The organism is Flavobacterium sp. R1_16 (genome assembly GCF_057652095.1).
Genome location: NZ_JBYFCG010000004.1, coordinates 167871 through 184695 on the forward strand (window position 1 = coordinate 167871; position 16825 = coordinate 184695).

Genomic DNA, 16825 nt, shown 5'->3' on the forward strand with positions numbered 1-16825 from the left:
TTTCAATCAATACTAATATAAGGTTTTTCCTTAACCACAATACATCTTTCTAGCATTGACAATCTTATTATGATTGTAAATATTTAGATTACTCCAGTTTTTATTTTTTAACTCTAAATTTTCAAAACTCCACGCATCAAATAATCCTGAAAATAATTTTTTCAAGTGAGGAAAATCTAAAAACAAATTTGAGATGAAATTTTGATTGTTTTTTGCAAGTGCCAATATTATATATGCCTTAACATGCTCAAAATAAAGTTTAAGAAAATCATTGTTTTCATTCAAAAAATAATGATGATATTTTTCGGCTTCATTGAATTTGTCATTCCATAACAAAACAGAACATATTATATGAAATCCTGAAATTCTTGTTGATTCGTCATCATTATTTAAATTATATTCTATTGCAATAGCAACATTTTCTAATGCAAATTCTTTTAAATGTTTGATGTTTTTACTCAAAATTATATATGACAATTTTATTAATGCCGTTGTACTTTGATTTATATCTAATACATCGAAAAACATTCTAATAGTTTTATCGGTTACTGTACCTAAATTAAATTCATTAGTGGCTATAATTTCCGCTATTAATCCCGTAAAATCATCTGAAAAATTAATGCTATCAACTTCATTTAAAGCATCAATAATATAATTGTTTGAAAGCTCACTTTTACCCTCGTAGAAATAGGCAATTCCAATAATTAACCCAACATAAGGCATTTCTTCTACTATTGTCTTAAGAATTCCGATACACTTTTTATTATCAACATCTAAAAAATCCAACCCAATTTTATAAACTTCTTGTGGACTTTTGCTACCCAATTCAAGTATAAAAACTGGATCAAGAAATGTAATTGGTTCAAAAGTGTCTTGCAATTGATTTAAATGAACTTTGAAACTCAATTCAATCTTATCTTCACAAGATTTTACAAGCTTTAAATCGGTTGCTTTTTCATTTATGTTTAGTAAATAATCAAATAAAAAACCTCTCCAGTTTACATACTCATTTTCTATTTTGTGTTCATTTACTATTTCATCAAATATAGTTTCCAAAAAAGCACCTTTCATTTTAGTTGCAATCCAGTTACTAGTAAACTCAAAAACTTCTCCGATGTCTTTAATGGATAAATAAAGTTTAGTCTCAGAATTCTTGATAGTGTAATTAGACAATCCCACACAATTATGAGTAATACTATTGAAACCCCTTTTAAATTGTTCTCCTTTTTTGAATCGAGGGTAAATTTTATTAAGATTTATATCGCTAAATATTTCTTTCCAAATAAAGTTATGGTAAATGTATTCTTTGCCCATTTTTCTTATATTTCACGTATTATTCAACGATTGAGAATAACTAACGATTTCATTATTTCACTTTTTTTGTAATAAACACGATTACCAATTCCATAGCCTGTAATCTTACCTTTTTTTCTCCAATTCCATAAAGTAGTAAGATTTATTTTTAACAACTCAGCTGTATCGGTTCTTGATAACAACTCTTTGTCATTTTGCTTTGAAATTAGCGTTGTAATTCGTTTTTCCATTTTGTCAACTAATTTTTCAGCAATTAAATCTGTCAGTTCATCAACTGAAATATCCTCTATTTCTACAACCTCATTATTTGTTATAACAAAATAAATTTATTTAAATTTTATAATTTGGAATATAATAAAAGCATAGTTTTTTTTCATTTTGTAGGACTTCTAAATAAAAACTTTCGTTTTGAAAATGCCAAATTCTTCCTTGCCAATTATCTTCAATTATTGATTTTCTGTCTTCATCTGTAAATTCATTTTTATTATTACTGTCAGTTCCTAATACGGCAACTATTTTGTTTGTTATTTTTTTAAATTCAGTAAAAGAGGTAAATCTTGAGTAGTTTTTTATTTCATTGTAAAATATATACAAGGGTGTGTCTTTGTTTGTAATTACTAGGTTTAATTTATTAAAAAAATTAAACAAATCTTCTTTCAATTTATAAACCAAGACTCGTTTTTTTTGTTCCAAAATCTCAAAATCATTTTCCAAAATCCCGTGTTCAAAAACTCCGACAAGACCTTCGACAAATGATTCAAAATTTAATTCCTTTTTTTGTTGTAGAGTAACTAAATGTTCAAGATCCTTAAAATTTAAAATTTTAGTTTCTATTCCAAATAAATCATATAATACTCTTGCCTTTAACAAAAGTTGTTCGTCATCAGAAACTAAATATTCACAATGAGCAGCATAATACGCATGTTGAGCATCATTTTGAAAGCTTGAAAAAACAACTTTTTTATTCTTCTCTCCATCAAGTCCAAGTAGATTTAAACAATTATAAGCATTAATGAAAAAATTATATTCTCTTTGTTTTTCAAGACTTTTGTTATATGTGAATGTATCTTCCACAAATTCAAGAAAACTTTTCTGTAATCGAGTTTCTTTTAAAAGTTCATTAAAACTATTATCATTTACGTCAATGTTAAATAGATTATCGCCAAGAGACTTAATTGAGTAGTTTCTAAAATCCCTCCAAATAGTTGGGTCTTCATTTAAATCATTGAACGTGGTTAACATTCCTTTCATTAAATCTATAAGAGTTCCATTATTTGAGAGAGTTGGAAGTAATTTGTTTATTGGATTGTTTTCTTCAAACGTGTCCGTTAAATTCGGAATCCCTTGTAAAGTAAGAGGCATATTGAAAATCTTTTTCATTTTTTCTTTAGCTTCTTTAATCTCAAAAGAGTCATCTTCTCTAATTTCCAATTCAGTAAATAATTCTTCGAAATCCAAAGCTTCATTAATTGGGGCAAAGTTCATACAATTGTATGCCTCAGTAGGAGTTGCGATTTGAACGTTAACAAATTCTTCTTCGGAATTTAGATTCAGGAAATTTTTGTTTACTAACTGTTCCATGAAAAGTAAATCTTCGAATTTTTTATCTGTTTTATCTCTAGATAAATCCGATAAATGAGCATAGGAATAATAGAAAATCATGTCCTCTTTTAATTGAATCAAAGTTTCTAGTAAAGATGAAGATTTGTTTTCTTGATTGTTTTTCAAGTAACGATAAATATTACTATCTAAATAAATTCTATTCATTGGCACTATAATTTTTCTACTGTACTCAATCTAATCCTTACCCGACCATATAATTCATAAATCATTGTATCAATATTATTATTGGAGGTTTTTATTTTTACTTGAACTTTTATTAATTCTCTGAATGATTGAATGATGACAGTAATCAATAAGCTTAATAAATAGCATCCAAAATTTAATCCAAATCCAACATACTACAATGATTACAATGACCCCAATTACTACTATTATTGTTTCTGACATAATAACATTTTAACTTTTCTATACTATCTCAAACTCCTCTCCAACCTTACAACTCGTAAAGCAATGCATCAATTGTTTTATCGGTTGTTTCTAATGCCAACACTTTTTTAGCTCATAAACTAAAATAGTCTTCCGAATCGACTTTTTGTCTAAGTAATAGTTTTTCTTTTGTTTACCTAGTTTATTAATTTATTTAATAAAGCACTGTCTTCTGAATAATAATACCCTATGAACAATAGTATTAAAAGAATTATTACTATGTGGAGTATGATATCTAAAAATATTTTTCCTCCCAAATATTTTTGATGCTTTTCATACTTTTCAAGCAATTCTAACTTTGATTCGTTCCTTAATGTCTTTCTTTTATCTTGGATTGAAAATATCATTAAAGCAATAAATATTAAACCTAACCACCAACGAAAAAATGACTTTATTAATATAAAAAATATGTTACCCACTAAACCTTTGTATATTGACAAGCTATTTATCATTTCTTCCTTTTTTTTATCATCAATTTGATTTCTATGACAGAATTTACAAACATCAGCCTCGATAAGTATATTTTCTGCACAAAACTGACATTTTTTTACTGGTTCAGATGTTTCCATAAATAATTAATTTTTTAATTTTTTTTCGATAGATTAAGTTTTTTCTACAATCTCAATTTCCTCTTTACTTAGTCCATATAACTCATAAACCATTAAATCAATAGCCTTGTCAGTAGGTTCTATTTGAGTTTTTATGGTGTTTACTTTGGCTGCTTCGGTAGTAAAATAATCTTCCCACTCGGCCTTTTGAGATAATGACAATATTACTTTTTATATTCAGTTGTAAGGTTAAAATTTGGTTGCGGATTTTTAGTATAACCCAAAATTGTTGCGAAAAAATCAATTAGAAATTCTCCTTGATATTGTTCCTCTATGCTATTTCTAATATTGTCTTGAATAGTAACATTGTGAAAATGATTTTTGTAATCATTCCATCGTTTTACAACTAACGTTTTATCTTGACCTTTTAAGTATTTTAATAGTACAGAATTTTAAATATCGGCATTTTTATTTGATAAGAATTTGATTCTTTAAAAATAAGAAAGTAAGCGTTAAATATGTAGTTATTTGAAATATAATTTTATAAAAAACAAAAAAATTAAACGAAAAAGAAAATAGATTTGTTTTTTTTCTTTTTGTTTTATTATAGGTAATGTGCTGTTTTTCTTGGGTTTATTAGCGTAATAAAAAAACAAAAAAAGTAATGTAAGATTTTTTGTTACTTTTTTTGTTTTGTGGAAAGAGAACAATCCTCAGGCAAATCATCAATAAATACGATAGGTATTTGAATTAAAGGTTCATTCCCATCAAATGAATTTCTGAATTTTCTAATTCTTTGAACAAAGTTTTTGTAATAAATATATACAATACTGAAAGTTTGCAATAAACATTTTTTTTCAGATTTCGCGTCATTAAGTATTGCATTTAATTCCTGTTCCTAATTTATCGTCCAAAAAAAATTAAGTTTATTTCAATAAATTCTTTAGCTGGTTTTCTAGTTTCATAATAAACAAAAATTGTGTTGATTTGTTGAAAAAGGCTATAGGCTGCTGATTTTTAACAACTTATCGATAAACACAATATCAACTTGGTTTCAACTCCTCTTATCCGTTCTTTTTAAACGCAAACCCTTATAAATTAATTGTTTGCGTTTTTTGCTTTCTGAACTTGTCAAACCTCTGCCAAACAATTTTAAAAGCAGAAAAAACACAACCCTTTTTTTGTTAAATTTTCTATCTTTGAAAAGCATAAAAATGCCTTATATAGCATACTTTAGGTATTTATAAAGTGAATCAGTTCTTATATATATTGTTTTTAGCAGGGATTAAATTACTATCCTTTTGGGATGCTAGTGCCTAACCGACACGGCTCTAGTGATAGCTATAGATACGGCTTTCAAGGACAGGAAAAAGACGATGAACTCAAAGGCGAAGGAAACAGCTATGACTTCGGAGCAAGGATGTTAGATGTCAGAGTTGGACGGTGGTTCAGTGCTGATAAAATGAAATCCAGAGCACCTGAATGGTCACCTTATAGATTTGCTTTTGATAATCCTATGAGGTATAAGGATAAAGATGGGAACTGGGAAGAAGATGGACATTTTTGGACAGTTTATGCAATGGGTATAGCCATGGGTATGAAACCAGCTAGGGCTAGACAATTGGCTGTTGCTGCCGAAAAATATGACCATACAGTTCATGGAGATAATACGATGAGTATAACGCCAAACCCTAGACATCCAAATTTAAGTTGGGGTAGTGATGGTGGTTTAGGTACATGGTCAGTTCCTGAATTACAAACTGACTATCATGGATTAACAGGAGGATTACAAAAGGAAGTTTTGCATGATGCTTTAGTTAGAGTAATGAAAGGAGAATTATATCAATTACATAAAGTTGGAGATGCTTGGGCTCATAGTTACATCAAGAATGGTGAAAGAGTAATGTATGGTGACCATGGAGTAGATGAGCCATTGACTGCCCCACTGATAAGATATTTTTTAGGAAATATAACTTTTGAACATGCAGAAGGTGGTCCAAAGCATGGTAAAATTGCTGATAATATAAGTGATAGACCTATTGAATATATGAATTATGTATATACACTTAAAAACTTATATAAAAAAGGATTTTCAAGTGATATAACAAATAGTAATCCAAATTTGGATATATTTAAGTATATTCAAAAAAATGGGAAAACGAAAGAAAATAATATTTTTATGTTTGACGCTTATATCAAAATTACCACTGGCAAACAAAGTACATTTAAAGGTTTAACATCTACACAGGCTGAATTATTAGGAGGGTATCTTAAAGAACAAAATATTCCTTTTAGTCAAAAGCAGTGGGAGTATGGGCAAAAAAATACATCCATTGGGACTACTATTCAAATTCATAAATAAAAAATTATGTTCTTAGATATAAACAGCTCCGTATTTGTCCTGATTATTGTTTTATTTCTTGTTATTGTATTATTTGCCTACGGATTAGCAATTGGCCTTATTCATATATTAAAAATTAAGGTAATAAGGAACAGAATCCTAAAATATTGGTTATTGTTTTTTATCATATTAATAATAGTTTATATACTATTAGGTTTGTTATATAAAATAACAGGAAAGGGATTATTAGAATATTAACTGTCTTGTCCTGAAATACCCTATAGCTCGGATATAACAAATTATTATCGTGAACGATAGCGCGGAAATTTTTTCCGAGCCTACACAGTTGAGTAGACAAAACAAGTCAATAAACAAAAAAGCAACAAGTAAAATTGTTGCTTTTTTTATATATTTACCTCACGTTCTTACACAAAATACGTATATTCTTTCGGGATGCTAGTGCCTAACCGACACGGCTCTAGTGATAGCTATAGGTACGGGTTTAATGGTAAGGAACTCGATAACGAGTTAAAGGGAGAAGGAAATCATTATGATTATGGTATGAGAGTTACCGATTCTAGAACAGGAAGATTTTTTAGTATAGATCCTTTAACTAAAAAATACCCAGAATTAACACCATATCAGTTTGCTAGTAATTCTCCCATTTCTGGTGTCGATGAAGATGGATTAGAATATTATTATGCCGCTGATGGAAAATTTATTGGCAAAGTTGGTGAGTCAACAAAAGTGATGATTATTAATAGTAATACCGTCGAAAAAGATGTTATGGCACAAATTAATACAGCTATTAAAGATGACATACCTTCGGAAACATTTACTGAGATATCAGCGAATTTCTCTACAGATTTAGGAATTGATTATAGTACCTTGGTAAAAAAATCCTCAATTGTTTATGCAGAGAGTTCTCATTCAAGTGTTAAAGAAGCTTATGGTATTGCAAGCGTACACGAGAATCATCCAAATAAAGCGGCTTATGGTGAAGGAAGTGATTTAGCTAAAGCATTTATTAAAACTACTGATGAAAAGAGGAATGGCAATTTTAAACAAACTTCAATTGCAGCAGTTATTAATGCTGAACAAGGAGGTATTGATTATAGTAATGGAGCAGATAGTTGGGATGGAATAGAACAAGGTTTAGTAAACGGTCAAGAGTGTAAAGATACTTATTCTACTTCCAAAGGGAAAAAATCTTGTGAATCGCATGCAGCTACATTAGGTTGGACAATGAGTAAGAGTTTATATACTAAATTTAAAACAGCAGTGGAGAATAAACAAGGAAAAAGCTCTTTTGTGGCTCCGCAGCATAGTAGGGCGTGGAATTATGATCGAGGGAAAGCTCATTATAGGAACCAAAATAAAATGCGTTATGAGGCGACTGCTGTTGAAGGTGGTACAATTTTTTGGAAAACAAGGAATGGAAAAAAAGCAGAAACCCAAATACAAGATTGAAATGAAATACTTTTTTATATTAATATTTTTTATTTTAATTGTAAATCATCATTTCTTTAAAAAAAATGATGAAAAATATTTAGTAATTGAAAAGTTAAAAGTTAAAAATAATAATCACAAATACAGGATTTATGTTAAAGTTTTTGATTATCAAAAAAGAATCATTCTTTATAGAGAGGGTAATTTAAACACAACTGATTCAATCATATATAAATATTCAAACGGTATTGTTGAATCATTTGAATATAAACCTGATGAAAACAGAAAGCTAATTTTAAGCAATAGTGAGAAAGAAATTTATAAAGCGAATATTTTGGGAAAGAGAATAATTTATAAAGATACTTTTAATTTGTATGATGATATTAATTTTAAAGAAATAGAGAGATTGTATAATGATAATTTATCTATTTCAAAAAAAATTGTCAATTCAATCTTCATTTATAAATATCATTATAAAACTAAAGGAGATAAAATATTTATGTTGTTACCCTATGTCTCTAACAATAGTGATACAGAAATAGCGGAAGGATTAGATTCTCTAAATATTTATTCGGATGGTGATAAAATACTTAGAGAAACTTATTTTTTTAAAAAGAAAGTTGTTAATAAAGAATATTATTACAATTTAAATAGATTGATTAAGATAAAGAATGAAGTTATTTCAGCAGATTATAATGACAGTTTTTTTGAAGAATTTAATTATAAATATATAAATAGTATTTCAGAATTAAATTGATAATATAACCACAATCTGGTTTGTTCAATCATTAGGTAATGCTTTCGTTCGAGCATTTTGCTCGGACGCAAAAAGCAAATAAAATAACAAAGCAACTTTTCAACGAGTTGCTTTTTACATAATAATAAATGTTATTTTTACCCCACGTTCTTATAGATAATGGCTAGAATTCTTTTGGTATGCTCGTTCCAAACCGCCATGGCTCGGCAGAAACCTACCGGTATGGCTTCCAAGGGCAAGAAAAAGATGATGAGTTGAAAGGTGAAGGGAACTCGTTAAACTTCGAAAATCGTGTGCACGACCCACGAGTTGGAAGATTTTTTAGTGTTGACCCATTGTTTAGAGAATATTCATGGAATTCAACGTATGCTTTTAGCGAAAATAGAGTTATTGATGCTGTTGAGTTAGAAGGTTTAGAAGCAAAAAAAAGTGTAAAAGATATGAAAAAAGATGTAAAGGCAATGCTTGAAGTCTTTACATCTGGAGAAATTTTTGAAGGCCCAAATGCTTCTATTGTTGAGCCTATTAAGCAGTATATCATTGAGCCTGTAAAAAAGGCTGCTGCATATGTAGATAGCAAAATAGAATTAATTCCTAAAGAGCACAGCGACAACTTAAAAGGAAATAATAAAATGCATTTTAAACATGGGTATAAGTTATACGATAAAAATAGCTCTACCAATATAGAAAATAACAGTTTTGCTCCGAACCCCGAACTTATTGATGCAACTTATCTCTTTATGGCTCTTGGCTCTGGAAAAGGATTTGGAAGACCAGGTTCAATGATTAATAAGGGTGACAATAACAAATTAAAGGCTATGCAAGCTGTATTTGATAAAGGGAAACAAATTAATGAAGAGTTTAAAAATGCCGCTACAGCATATGATAATGTGGAAGTCATAACTATTCAAGTACGACAGTTTTTTTCTACAGATAAAATGGCAAATAATGATTCCCAAGTTATTGAAGGAGTTGAAAAGGACACTTCAGTAAATAAAAGAGATTTATCGAAAATACCAGAAATAGCCAAACAGAATAAAAGAAAAAAAGAACAACAATCAATGAGAAAAAATGCTGTTAGATAAAAATTACAACTTGATGAAAACATTTAAGATTCTTTGTTTACTAAATATATTTATTATCCTTTGCTCATGCAAAAAAAATGAAATAAAAAAAGAAAGTGAAATTGCAAAACAAGCAGTTTATGAGTTTCATTTTGATTTACCAGATACAATGTTTGTAAATGAAATATATGAGGGAAAAATAGATTATAAAGGAAAATTTGATAAAATCACTACTAGTTTAGAGGATATTAAAAAGTATAGGTCCATAGAATATCGATTTTATAAAAACAATAAATTATTAAATATCGAAAGTATTAAACCTCTACTTAAGGATACTTTGCTTGCTGAAGAACATTCTAGTATTCCCTTATTTAATATATCCTTTAACAAAGTAGGAACGAATTATTTAGATGGAGTTATATTTGATAAAGTTATGATTGATACATTACAACTTATGGATGGCAAGATGGAGCAAACTGTTAGGATAATTAGCAATGAATTTAGGGCTACGCACAAAGTAATTGTAATTGAAAAAAAGAAATAGTAATATCTATTGATTACAGAAGGTTCTCCAGCTCTACGAAGTATTCTCCAAGCAGGTTCGAGCATCAGGTATGAGCTCGTTAGAGCATCTTGCCCAGACGCACAAAGCAAATAAAATAAACAAAGCAACTTTTCAACGAGTTGCTTTTTACATTATAATAAATGCTATTTTTACCTCACGTTCTTGTTGATGATGGCTAGGATTCTTTTGGACAGTTAGTGCCAAATCGTCACGGTAGCTCATTTTCATATCGTTATGGCTTCAACGGCAAGGAGTTAGATAACGAGCTTAAAGGAGAAGGAAATCATTATGATTATGGTATGAGAGTTACCGATTCTAGAACAGGAAGATTTTTTAGTATAGATCCTTTAACTAAAAAATACCCAGAATTAACACCATATCAGTTTGCTAGTAATTCTCCCATTTCTGGTGTCGATGAAGATGGATTAGAATATTATTATGCCGCTGATGGAAAATTTATTGGCAAAGTTGGTGAGTCAACAAAAGTGATGATTATTAATAGTAATACCGTCGAAAAAGATGTTATGGCACAAATTAATACAGCTATTAAAGATGACATACCTTCGGAAACATTTACTGAGATATCAGCGAATTTCTCTACAGATTTAGGAATTGATTATAGTACCTTGGTAAAAAAATCCTCAATTGTTTATGCAGAGAGTTCTCATTCAAGTGTTAAAGAAGCTTATGGTATTGCAAGCGTACACGAGAATCATCCAAATAAAGCGGCTTATGGTGAAGGAAGTGATTTAGCTAAAGCATTTATTAAAACTACTGATGAAAAGAGGAATGGCAATTTTAAACAAACTTCAATTGCAGCAGTTATTAATGCTGAACAAGGAGGTATTGATTATAGTAATGGAGCAGATAGTTGGGATGGAATAGAACAAGGTTTAGTAAACGGTCAAGAGTGTAAAGATACTTATTCTACTTCCAAAGGGAAAAAATCTTGTGAATCGCATGCAGCTACATTAGGTTGGACAATGAGTAAGAGTTTATATACTAAATTTAAAACAGCAGTGGAGAATAAACAAGGAAAAAGCTCTTTTGTGGCTCCGCAGCATAGTAGGGCGTGGAATTATGATCGAGGGAAAGCTCATTATAGGAACCAAAATAAAATGCGTTATGAGGCGACTGCTGTTGAAGGTGGTACAATTTTTTGGAAAACAAGGAATGGAAAAAAAGCAGAAACCCAAATACAAGATTGAAATGAAATACTTTTTTATATTAATATTTTTTATTTTAATTGTAAATCATCATTTCTTTAAAAAAAATGATGAAAAATATTTAGTAATTGAAAAGTTAAAAGTTAAAAATAATAATCACAAATACAGGATTTATGTTAAAGTTTTTGATTATCAAAAAAGAATCATTCTTTATAGAGAGGGTAATTTAAACACAACTGATTCAATCATATATAAATATTCAAACGGTATTGTTGAATCATTTGAATATAAACCTGATGAAAACAGAAAGCTAATTTTAAGCAATAGTGAGAAAGAAATTTATAAAGCGAATATTTGGATATACTAATTTAGCTTCCAGTTAAAGTTAAGAATAAAATCTTATTTTTAACATATGAAACGAGAAAGAAAAATCTATGATCCAGCTTTTAAGACAAAAGCAGTCCAATTAAGTAATGAAAGAGATAATATTTCAGAACTGGCAAGAGAACTTGGAATAAAAGTTACCTTACTTTACAAATGGCGAAAAGAATACGAAGAATTTGGCGAAGGCAGTTTTCCTGGAAAAGGAAATCTTAAACTAACACCAGAACAAGAAAAGATTCACGAATTAGAGAAAAAGTTGAAAGATGCAGAACTAGAACGTGATATATTAAAAAAAGCAATCGGCATTTTCCCCCGCTCCGCAAAGTCTCCTGACTTTGAGAGGTAGTATATAAAACCCCAGCTCCGCAAAGTATTCTATTATAACGAAAAGCTCCGCAAACGTCTCCTGACTTTGCGGATTTTTTTTATTTATAAATCTGGTTCTCGATTGAATCAAATGCCTACTTACTTACAAAGATAAAATAGAGCGTTTTGCAACAGAGGTAATTTAAATAACGCAACTTGTAATAGAGTTGCTTTTTTAATACATTTACCTCAAGTTCTTACACAAAATGTTTCAATCCTTTCGGGATGCTAGTGCCTAATAGGCATGGGAATTCAGGGAAATATCGGTTTGGGTTTCAAGGGCAAGAGAAAGATGATGAGTTAAAGGGGGAAGGGAATTCGTTGAATTATACTTTTAGAATGCACGACCCGAGGGTGGGAAGGTTTTTTGCTAGAGACCCTCTTGAGGCTAAATACCCATATTATTCTCCTTATCAGTTTAGTGGGAATAGGGTTATTGATATGGTAGAGTTGGAAGGTTTGGAGCCTTCTAATACTAAAGTCAATCCAGAGTCACAGCCAAAAGGAGATAATTGGGAAAAAACAGATTCGGCTGGAAACTATACAGGAGAAGCTTATCCCGCTACTGAATTAGCAGAAGTTACTGTTAGAGCTACTAAAAATGTAAATGTTGCAACAAAAGCATTACAAGCAGTGGCGGGTGGAGTTAATGATGTTCTTGGAGCAATGACAGGAGCAAGTAGTATTTCTCCTGAGCTTAATGCTGCATATAATGCTGAATATGCACCTTCAACAGATTGGCGATTTGCTGTCGCAATAGCAACTTTGCCCGCTTTGCCAATTACGGTAGAGGCTGCACCTATAGTAGCTGGAGGTTATGAGGCATATTCTTCTTGGTATGTAGGAACCTCAGTGGCTGAAGCATTTACACTAAACAGTGCAAAAGGTGCTTTACTTGGATTCGCAACTACTTCTGGGGGGCAATATTTAGCTTCTGGTTTTGATGTCAATTCTATTTCAGTAACTAAAAATATTTTCACTAGTCCTTTTGGTGGGGTTGGTGGGCTTTTTATTAAATCTTCATTTCTGAAAGACAAAAGTACAGGAAATTATAGATTTTCATCTTTTAATGAATTCGCTCTAGATTTTTCTTTTGGAAAGATAAGCGACAGCTTCGGAAGTAAAATAAAACTTTTAAATCTCCCACAATTTAGCGCTGGTGTCGGAACATATATGGAAAATGTTCTAATAATGGGGACAAAAGGAGTTAGTGGTGCTGTGAAAAAAGAAGTAAATAAAGAAGTAAATAAAAGTGATAAATAACAATTAATTATTTAAAGTAATAAATTGAAAATAACCAAAGAAAAGATATTTAATAGTATCATTATAATTAGTTTTATAGTGTTTATAATTATACAATACAAAGGCATGCAGCGTGAAACTTACCTTAAGAGTAATTGTGTTTTTACTGTCGGTAAAGCTGTTAGGTATTCAGGAACTGATGATGGAGGAAACTCTTATATTGAATATAAATATTATGTTGATAAGTTGAAATATATTAATTATGTGTGTGATGATTACAAAAAAGATTCTCCTTTAAAAAAATATTACAAAGTAAAATATTCTAAAATGAAACCAGAAATTAGCGAAATGTATTTGACGGAGGAAATTACAGATTCAGCAGAAATTGTTAATGCAGGATTTAAATATAAAAACAAATAATTATGAGAAATTTTATTGCTATTTTAATAACTTTTGTTCCTTTCTTTATTTTGAATGTATATTTTCTATACAATAAAGAACCTAATAGTGGTATAAATTGGAATTATTCTTTTATTAGTGCTATAGTTCTCGGTGTTAGTTATTCGTTTGCTAATCATTATAGAAAAAAAGATAAAATAAAATAGGATGATTTAGACAATCCCCCCGATTACTAGTGCTATGCCCCCCGATCGCCGAAGTGTGTATCGGCAAAGCTAAGCAAATGTCTCCCCGCTCGACAAGTATGAATAAAGTTAGGACCGCTCTACAAAGTCTCCCGACTTTGTAGCAAATAAATAAAGCGTAAAAAAACAGGCGTAATTGCCTGTTTTTACACTTCATAACTTTCTAGCTTTTCGTGCACTTTACCAATCTCTACATCAATATAACCTTGAGCATAATGCACGTAACGGTTAAAAGAGCTACTCGCATGGCTATGGCCACTAATTTTACGTACTAAATGTTCTGGCATTCCTAGAATTAAAAGTGTTGTTATAGCGGTTCTTCTCATCATGTGTGAACTCATTTTATCACAAAATCGGTTTTTTAAATGATCTGTTTTTTTAACAATTTTTTGAGTCTTACCTTGCTTTTCCCGCGAAACTTCAATAGCGTCTGTAAAGCCCGCTTGTTCACCAATCAGTTTTAGGTTTTTGTTAAAGTTAAACAAACTGATTTGCCCAAATAGTGTAGACTTACTATTTTTTTGTTCGTATTTTTGGAAGATAGTCACTGCATAAGGAGAAAGCTTAATAAAACTAAAGGTTTTGGTCTTTTGGGATTTAAGTTTGAGATACCAATCGCCCTGCATCAACTCAAAATTTTTATTGGTTAGCAAAAAAATATCGGAGTACCGCAATCCAGTAGTGCAACCAAAAACAAAAATGTCTTTTATACGCCTTTGGCTAGGACTGAGAGATTGTTCAAACAGTTTGTCATGAATCAAGAACTTGAGCTGCTCTGGCGTTAGTACGAAAATGCCAATTTCTTCTTTTCGGACATAAAATAGACGCTGAAAATCACCAGTTGACATGTCCTTATCATTTTTAAGATAATTAAAAAACGTTCGAATAATTTTTATATTAGCCCCTACATAATTATCATGGCAGTCATTTTTGTACAAATATTCGGTATACTTTTGATAAAATTTTTTCCAATAGTTCTTTTCAGATTGCAGTTCGCGTTTGTCCAATTTAGCGGCATCACACAACCGCAAATCAAAGGAGATATCAGTAGAAAAGCGAATCAAATTTTGCAACACATAATGATAATTTGTAATGGAATTTGCCTTTATCTTTTCACCATTTTTTTTGAGTCGTTTTCCAGTTTCTGTTTCTTTAATAAACTTTTTGAATAGAGGAATAATAGGACTTGTCTTTTTCATAGTTTGGTTTTTGCCAAAAATACACTTTTATTGAAAGATTGAAATTAGATTGTTTTTTTTGGAGTAAGGGAGCTATAGGATACTTTTTAAACAAAAAAAGCAACCCAGCTATTCGAAGTCTATGGCTTGATATTCGATGTTCCTAATTGGCGGATTTTCATTTGACTGAAAAAAAACAATTTTTTTTCTAGTGTTTTTTTGGTTTCAATTTGCGTAGTATATAAATGCGTAATAATTTTACTACGCATTAAACTATTACACAATAATGCGTAATAAAATTGTGCATAATAAAATTATTACGCATAATACAATTACGCAATTATTAATTTGTTTTATAAATGGAACATAAAAAAATAGCCCAACTCTGCAAAGTATTCTATATTAACGAAATGCTCCGCAAATGTCTCCCGACTTTGCAGGATTTTTATAAAAAACGATTACTCATAACTATTGTATTTTACGAATGAATTTAAAACATTCACAACAGGAATTTCAACTAATTCGATATCGATAATTCCTTTACCTTCAACATAATTTGATACATTAGAATAAATATAATCTTGTGGTTTTGAAACTATACCAGCTCGAACGGGATTAAAGTGAATATAATCTATTTTTGACCACATAAACTTTTCTGAATAAATCTCTTCGGCATGATTACCATATTGCCAAAATTGAAAATTCTTATTTCTAGAATGGGTTGCTGTGGCTAATTGAAAACGTTCCATCATCCATTCTCTTCTACTTTCAGGTTCAGTTTGAATTTTTTCTAGAATTGTTTTGGAAGTAAATTTTTTAAAATCACGAAGTAAATCTGAAAGCTCACCTCTGTCAGATTGCACAATCATGTGTATATGATTGCTCATTATTACATAACTATTCAAAATCATTCCTTTATTTTTTATACAATACTTAAAATATTTTATGATGCTGTCTCCGTATATTTTCTTGAAAATAAATCTACCCAATCTACAACTGTAGCGGTTAAAAAATGAGGTAATGTTTGGTCTCTAATTACATAACCTTCTTTCATAATGTTTGATTTTAAGTAAAAAAAATCCGCAAAGTCAGGAGACATTTGCGGAGCTTTTCATAGGAACACTCCGGAGAGCGGGGATATTTTGTGTAAGAACGTTAGGAAAATGCATTAAATAAAAACAATTTTACTTGTTGCTTATTCGTTTATTTATTTTGACTTCCTCCCCGTTTGTCTCACAACTATACGGGTATAAGCTAGAGGCATCCCACTAGCTTAGTGTTACAAATTGATCGCACCATGGAGCCAGTAAAGATGTCCAAAACATCAAGCTACATATTTTACTTTTGTGAGTTGATAACATCGCCCCAGGAAAACCATTCCTTACCAGATAAAATGGAATCTCCATATTTTCTTAATAATAATGCTTTATATTTAATCATTTCTTCTAAAGAATCAATTTTTAGATTATTAATCTCTTTATTGTTTGTAGGTTCATATTTTATAATTAACCATGTTAAACCAATACTTGAGTCAATATCATGATTAATTTCTTCTATTTCGTGTACATTATTAAAAATAGAAACTTCAAAATACTTATTAGGTTTATTATATTTTAATTCAACAATTAAATCATTCTTTTCATATAAAATAGAGAAGTTACGGCTCGTATCCTTAATTCCTTTATAAATAAATTTATAATCAGTATTCAGAAACAAAAATGATTCCTTCACAAAACTTAAAAAAAAATCTTTATCCAT

17 protein-coding genes and 2 pseudogenes are annotated in these 16825 nt (G+C 30.0%); 11 read left to right on the plus strand and 8 right to left on the minus strand.

What is annotated here, in order from left to right:
- Positions 1–30 precede the first annotated feature (30 nt).
- The 5 genes from AC23L6_RS08490 to AC23L6_RS08510 form a co-directional block, all read right to left on the minus strand.
- The gene (locus AC23L6_RS08490; RefSeq protein WP_487561739.1) at positions 31–1314 is read right to left on the minus strand and encodes a hypothetical protein; all 1284 of its coding nucleotides are present in this window, start codon (positions 1312–1314) and stop codon (positions 31–33) included.
- Positions 1315–1337: 23 nt separating this feature from the next.
- A complete protein-coding gene (locus tag AC23L6_RS08495) occupies positions 1338–1544 on the minus strand; it encodes a helix-turn-helix domain-containing protein (protein WP_487561740.1) in 207 nt (68 codons plus the stop codon).
- Positions 1545–1644: 100 nt separating this feature from the next.
- Positions 1645–3081: a hypothetical protein gene (locus AC23L6_RS08500; RefSeq protein ID WP_487561741.1), complete on the minus strand. Its 1437-nt coding sequence runs from the start codon at positions 3079–3081 to the stop codon at positions 1645–1647.
- Positions 3082–3500: 419 nt separating this feature from the next.
- A complete protein-coding gene (locus tag AC23L6_RS08505; protein WP_487561742.1) occupies positions 3501–3932 on the minus strand; it encodes a hypothetical protein in 432 nt (143 codons plus the stop codon).
- Positions 3933–3965: 33 nt separating this feature from the next.
- On the minus strand, positions 3966–4133 hold the full coding sequence (locus AC23L6_RS08510) for a hypothetical protein (RefSeq protein ID WP_487561743.1): 168 nt from the start codon (positions 4131–4133) through the stop codon (positions 3966–3968).
- A gap of 1081 nt (positions 4134–5214) precedes the next feature.
- On the opposite strand from AC23L6_RS08510, the pseudogene AC23L6_RS08515 reads away from it, so the two are divergent.
- The 11 genes and pseudogenes from AC23L6_RS08515 to AC23L6_RS08565 all read left to right on the plus strand — a co-directional run.
- Positions 5215–6273: pseudogene (locus AC23L6_RS08515) on the plus strand (RHS repeat domain-containing protein); the annotation flags it as partial.
- A gap of 432 nt (positions 6274–6705) precedes the next feature.
- Positions 6706–7722, plus strand: a complete 1017-nt coding sequence (locus tag AC23L6_RS08520; protein WP_487561744.1) for an RHS repeat-associated core domain-containing protein — start codon at positions 6706–6708, stop codon at positions 7720–7722.
- Positions 7688–8458 (plus strand): hypothetical protein, encoded by a 771-nt coding sequence (locus tag AC23L6_RS08525; protein ID WP_487561745.1) that lies wholly within the window; start codon positions 7688–7690, stop codon positions 8456–8458. The genes AC23L6_RS08520 and AC23L6_RS08525 overlap by 35 nt, the downstream gene beginning before the upstream one ends.
- 179 nt (positions 8459–8637) lie before the next feature.
- Positions 8638–9543 carry an RHS repeat domain-containing protein gene (locus AC23L6_RS08530; protein WP_487561746.1) on the plus strand — a complete coding sequence of 302 codons (906 nt, stop codon included), beginning with the start codon at positions 8638–8640 and terminating at the stop codon, positions 9541–9543.
- Between the two features lie 13 nt (positions 9544–9556).
- A complete protein-coding gene (locus AC23L6_RS08535) occupies positions 9557–10066 on the plus strand; it encodes a hypothetical protein (RefSeq protein WP_487561747.1) in 510 nt (169 codons plus the stop codon).
- A 215-nt stretch (positions 10067–10281) separates the two neighbouring features.
- Positions 10282–11295: pseudogene (locus AC23L6_RS08540) on the plus strand (RHS repeat-associated core domain-containing protein); the annotation flags it as partial.
- On the plus strand, positions 11261–11620 hold the full coding sequence (locus AC23L6_RS08545; RefSeq protein WP_487561748.1) for a hypothetical protein: 360 nt from the start codon (positions 11261–11263) through the stop codon (positions 11618–11620). The pseudogene AC23L6_RS08540 and the gene AC23L6_RS08545, both read left to right, overlap by 35 nt.
- A 45-nt stretch (positions 11621–11665) precedes the next feature.
- The gene (locus AC23L6_RS08550) at positions 11666–11983 is read left to right on the plus strand and encodes a transposase (RefSeq protein ID WP_487561749.1); all 318 of its coding nucleotides are present in this window, start codon (positions 11666–11668) and stop codon (positions 11981–11983) included.
- 245 nt (positions 11984–12228) lie between these two features.
- Complete coding sequence (locus AC23L6_RS08555) at positions 12229–13266, plus strand: RHS repeat-associated core domain-containing protein (RefSeq protein WP_487561750.1); 1038 nt, start codon at positions 12229–12231, stop codon at positions 13264–13266.
- Positions 13267–13371: 105 nt separating this feature from the next.
- A complete protein-coding gene (locus AC23L6_RS08560; protein ID WP_487561751.1) occupies positions 13372–13665 on the plus strand; it encodes a hypothetical protein in 294 nt (97 codons plus the stop codon).
- A gap of 2 nt (positions 13666–13667) precedes the next feature.
- Positions 13668–13850, plus strand: coding sequence for a hypothetical protein (locus AC23L6_RS08565; protein WP_487561752.1), 183 nt, complete (start codon positions 13668–13670; stop codon positions 13848–13850).
- 185 nt (positions 13851–14035) lie between these two features.
- Here AC23L6_RS08565 and AC23L6_RS08570 read toward each other — a convergent pair whose 3' ends face one another.
- The 3 genes from AC23L6_RS08570 to AC23L6_RS08580 form a co-directional block, all read right to left on the minus strand.
- The gene (locus AC23L6_RS08570) at positions 14036–15088 is read right to left on the minus strand and encodes a site-specific integrase (RefSeq protein ID WP_487561753.1); all 1053 of its coding nucleotides are present in this window, start codon (positions 15086–15088) and stop codon (positions 14036–14038) included.
- Between the two features lie 437 nt (positions 15089–15525).
- Positions 15526–16056 (minus strand): REP-associated tyrosine transposase, encoded by a 531-nt coding sequence (locus tag AC23L6_RS08575; RefSeq protein WP_487561754.1) that lies wholly within the window; start codon positions 16054–16056, stop codon positions 15526–15528.
- A 349-nt stretch (positions 16057–16405) separates the two neighbouring features.
- A complete protein-coding gene (locus AC23L6_RS08580) occupies positions 16406–16825 on the minus strand; it encodes a hypothetical protein (RefSeq protein WP_487561755.1) in 420 nt (139 codons plus the stop codon).

Excerpts from the sequence above, each read along its gene's own strand:
- AC23L6_RS08490 (WP_487561739.1), bottom strand. The coding sequence starts at position 1,314 with ATGGGCAAAGAATACATTTACCATAACTTTATTTGGAAAGAAATATTT.
- AC23L6_RS08495 (WP_487561740.1), bottom strand. The coding sequence starts at position 1,544 with ATGGAAAAACGAATTACAACGCTAATTTCAAAGCAAAATGACAAAGAG.
- AC23L6_RS08500 (WP_487561741.1), bottom strand. The coding sequence starts at position 3,081 with ATGAATAGAATTTATTTAGATAGTAATATTTATCGTTACTTGAAAAAC.
- AC23L6_RS08505 (WP_487561742.1), bottom strand. The coding sequence starts at position 3,932 with ATGGAAACATCTGAACCAGTAAAAAAATGTCAGTTTTGTGCAGAAAAT.
- AC23L6_RS08520 (WP_487561744.1), top strand. The coding sequence starts at position 6,706 with ATGCTAGTGCCTAACCGACACGGCTCTAGTGATAGCTATAGGTACGGG.
- AC23L6_RS08525 (WP_487561745.1), top strand. The coding sequence starts at position 7,688 with ATGGAAAAAAAGCAGAAACCCAAATACAAGATTGAAATGAAATACTTT.
- AC23L6_RS08530 (WP_487561746.1), top strand. The coding sequence starts at position 8,638 with ATGCTCGTTCCAAACCGCCATGGCTCGGCAGAAACCTACCGGTATGGC.
- AC23L6_RS08535 (WP_487561747.1), top strand. The coding sequence starts at position 9,557 with ATGAAAACATTTAAGATTCTTTGTTTACTAAATATATTTATTATCCTT.
- AC23L6_RS08545 (WP_487561748.1), top strand. The coding sequence starts at position 11,261 with ATGGAAAAAAAGCAGAAACCCAAATACAAGATTGAAATGAAATACTTT.
- AC23L6_RS08550 (WP_487561749.1), top strand. The coding sequence starts at position 11,666 with ATGAAACGAGAAAGAAAAATCTATGATCCAGCTTTTAAGACAAAAGCA.
- AC23L6_RS08555 (WP_487561750.1), top strand. The coding sequence starts at position 12,229 with ATGCTAGTGCCTAATAGGCATGGGAATTCAGGGAAATATCGGTTTGGG.
- AC23L6_RS08560 (WP_487561751.1), top strand. The coding sequence starts at position 13,372 with ATGCAGCGTGAAACTTACCTTAAGAGTAATTGTGTTTTTACTGTCGGT.
- AC23L6_RS08565 (WP_487561752.1), top strand. The coding sequence starts at position 13,668 with ATGAGAAATTTTATTGCTATTTTAATAACTTTTGTTCCTTTCTTTATT.
- AC23L6_RS08570 (WP_487561753.1), bottom strand. The coding sequence starts at position 15,088 with ATGAAAAAGACAAGTCCTATTATTCCTCTATTCAAAAAGTTTATTAAA.
- AC23L6_RS08580 (WP_487561755.1), bottom strand. The coding sequence starts at position 16,825 with ATGGATAAAGATTTTTTTTTAAGTTTTGTGAAGGAATCATTTTTGTTT.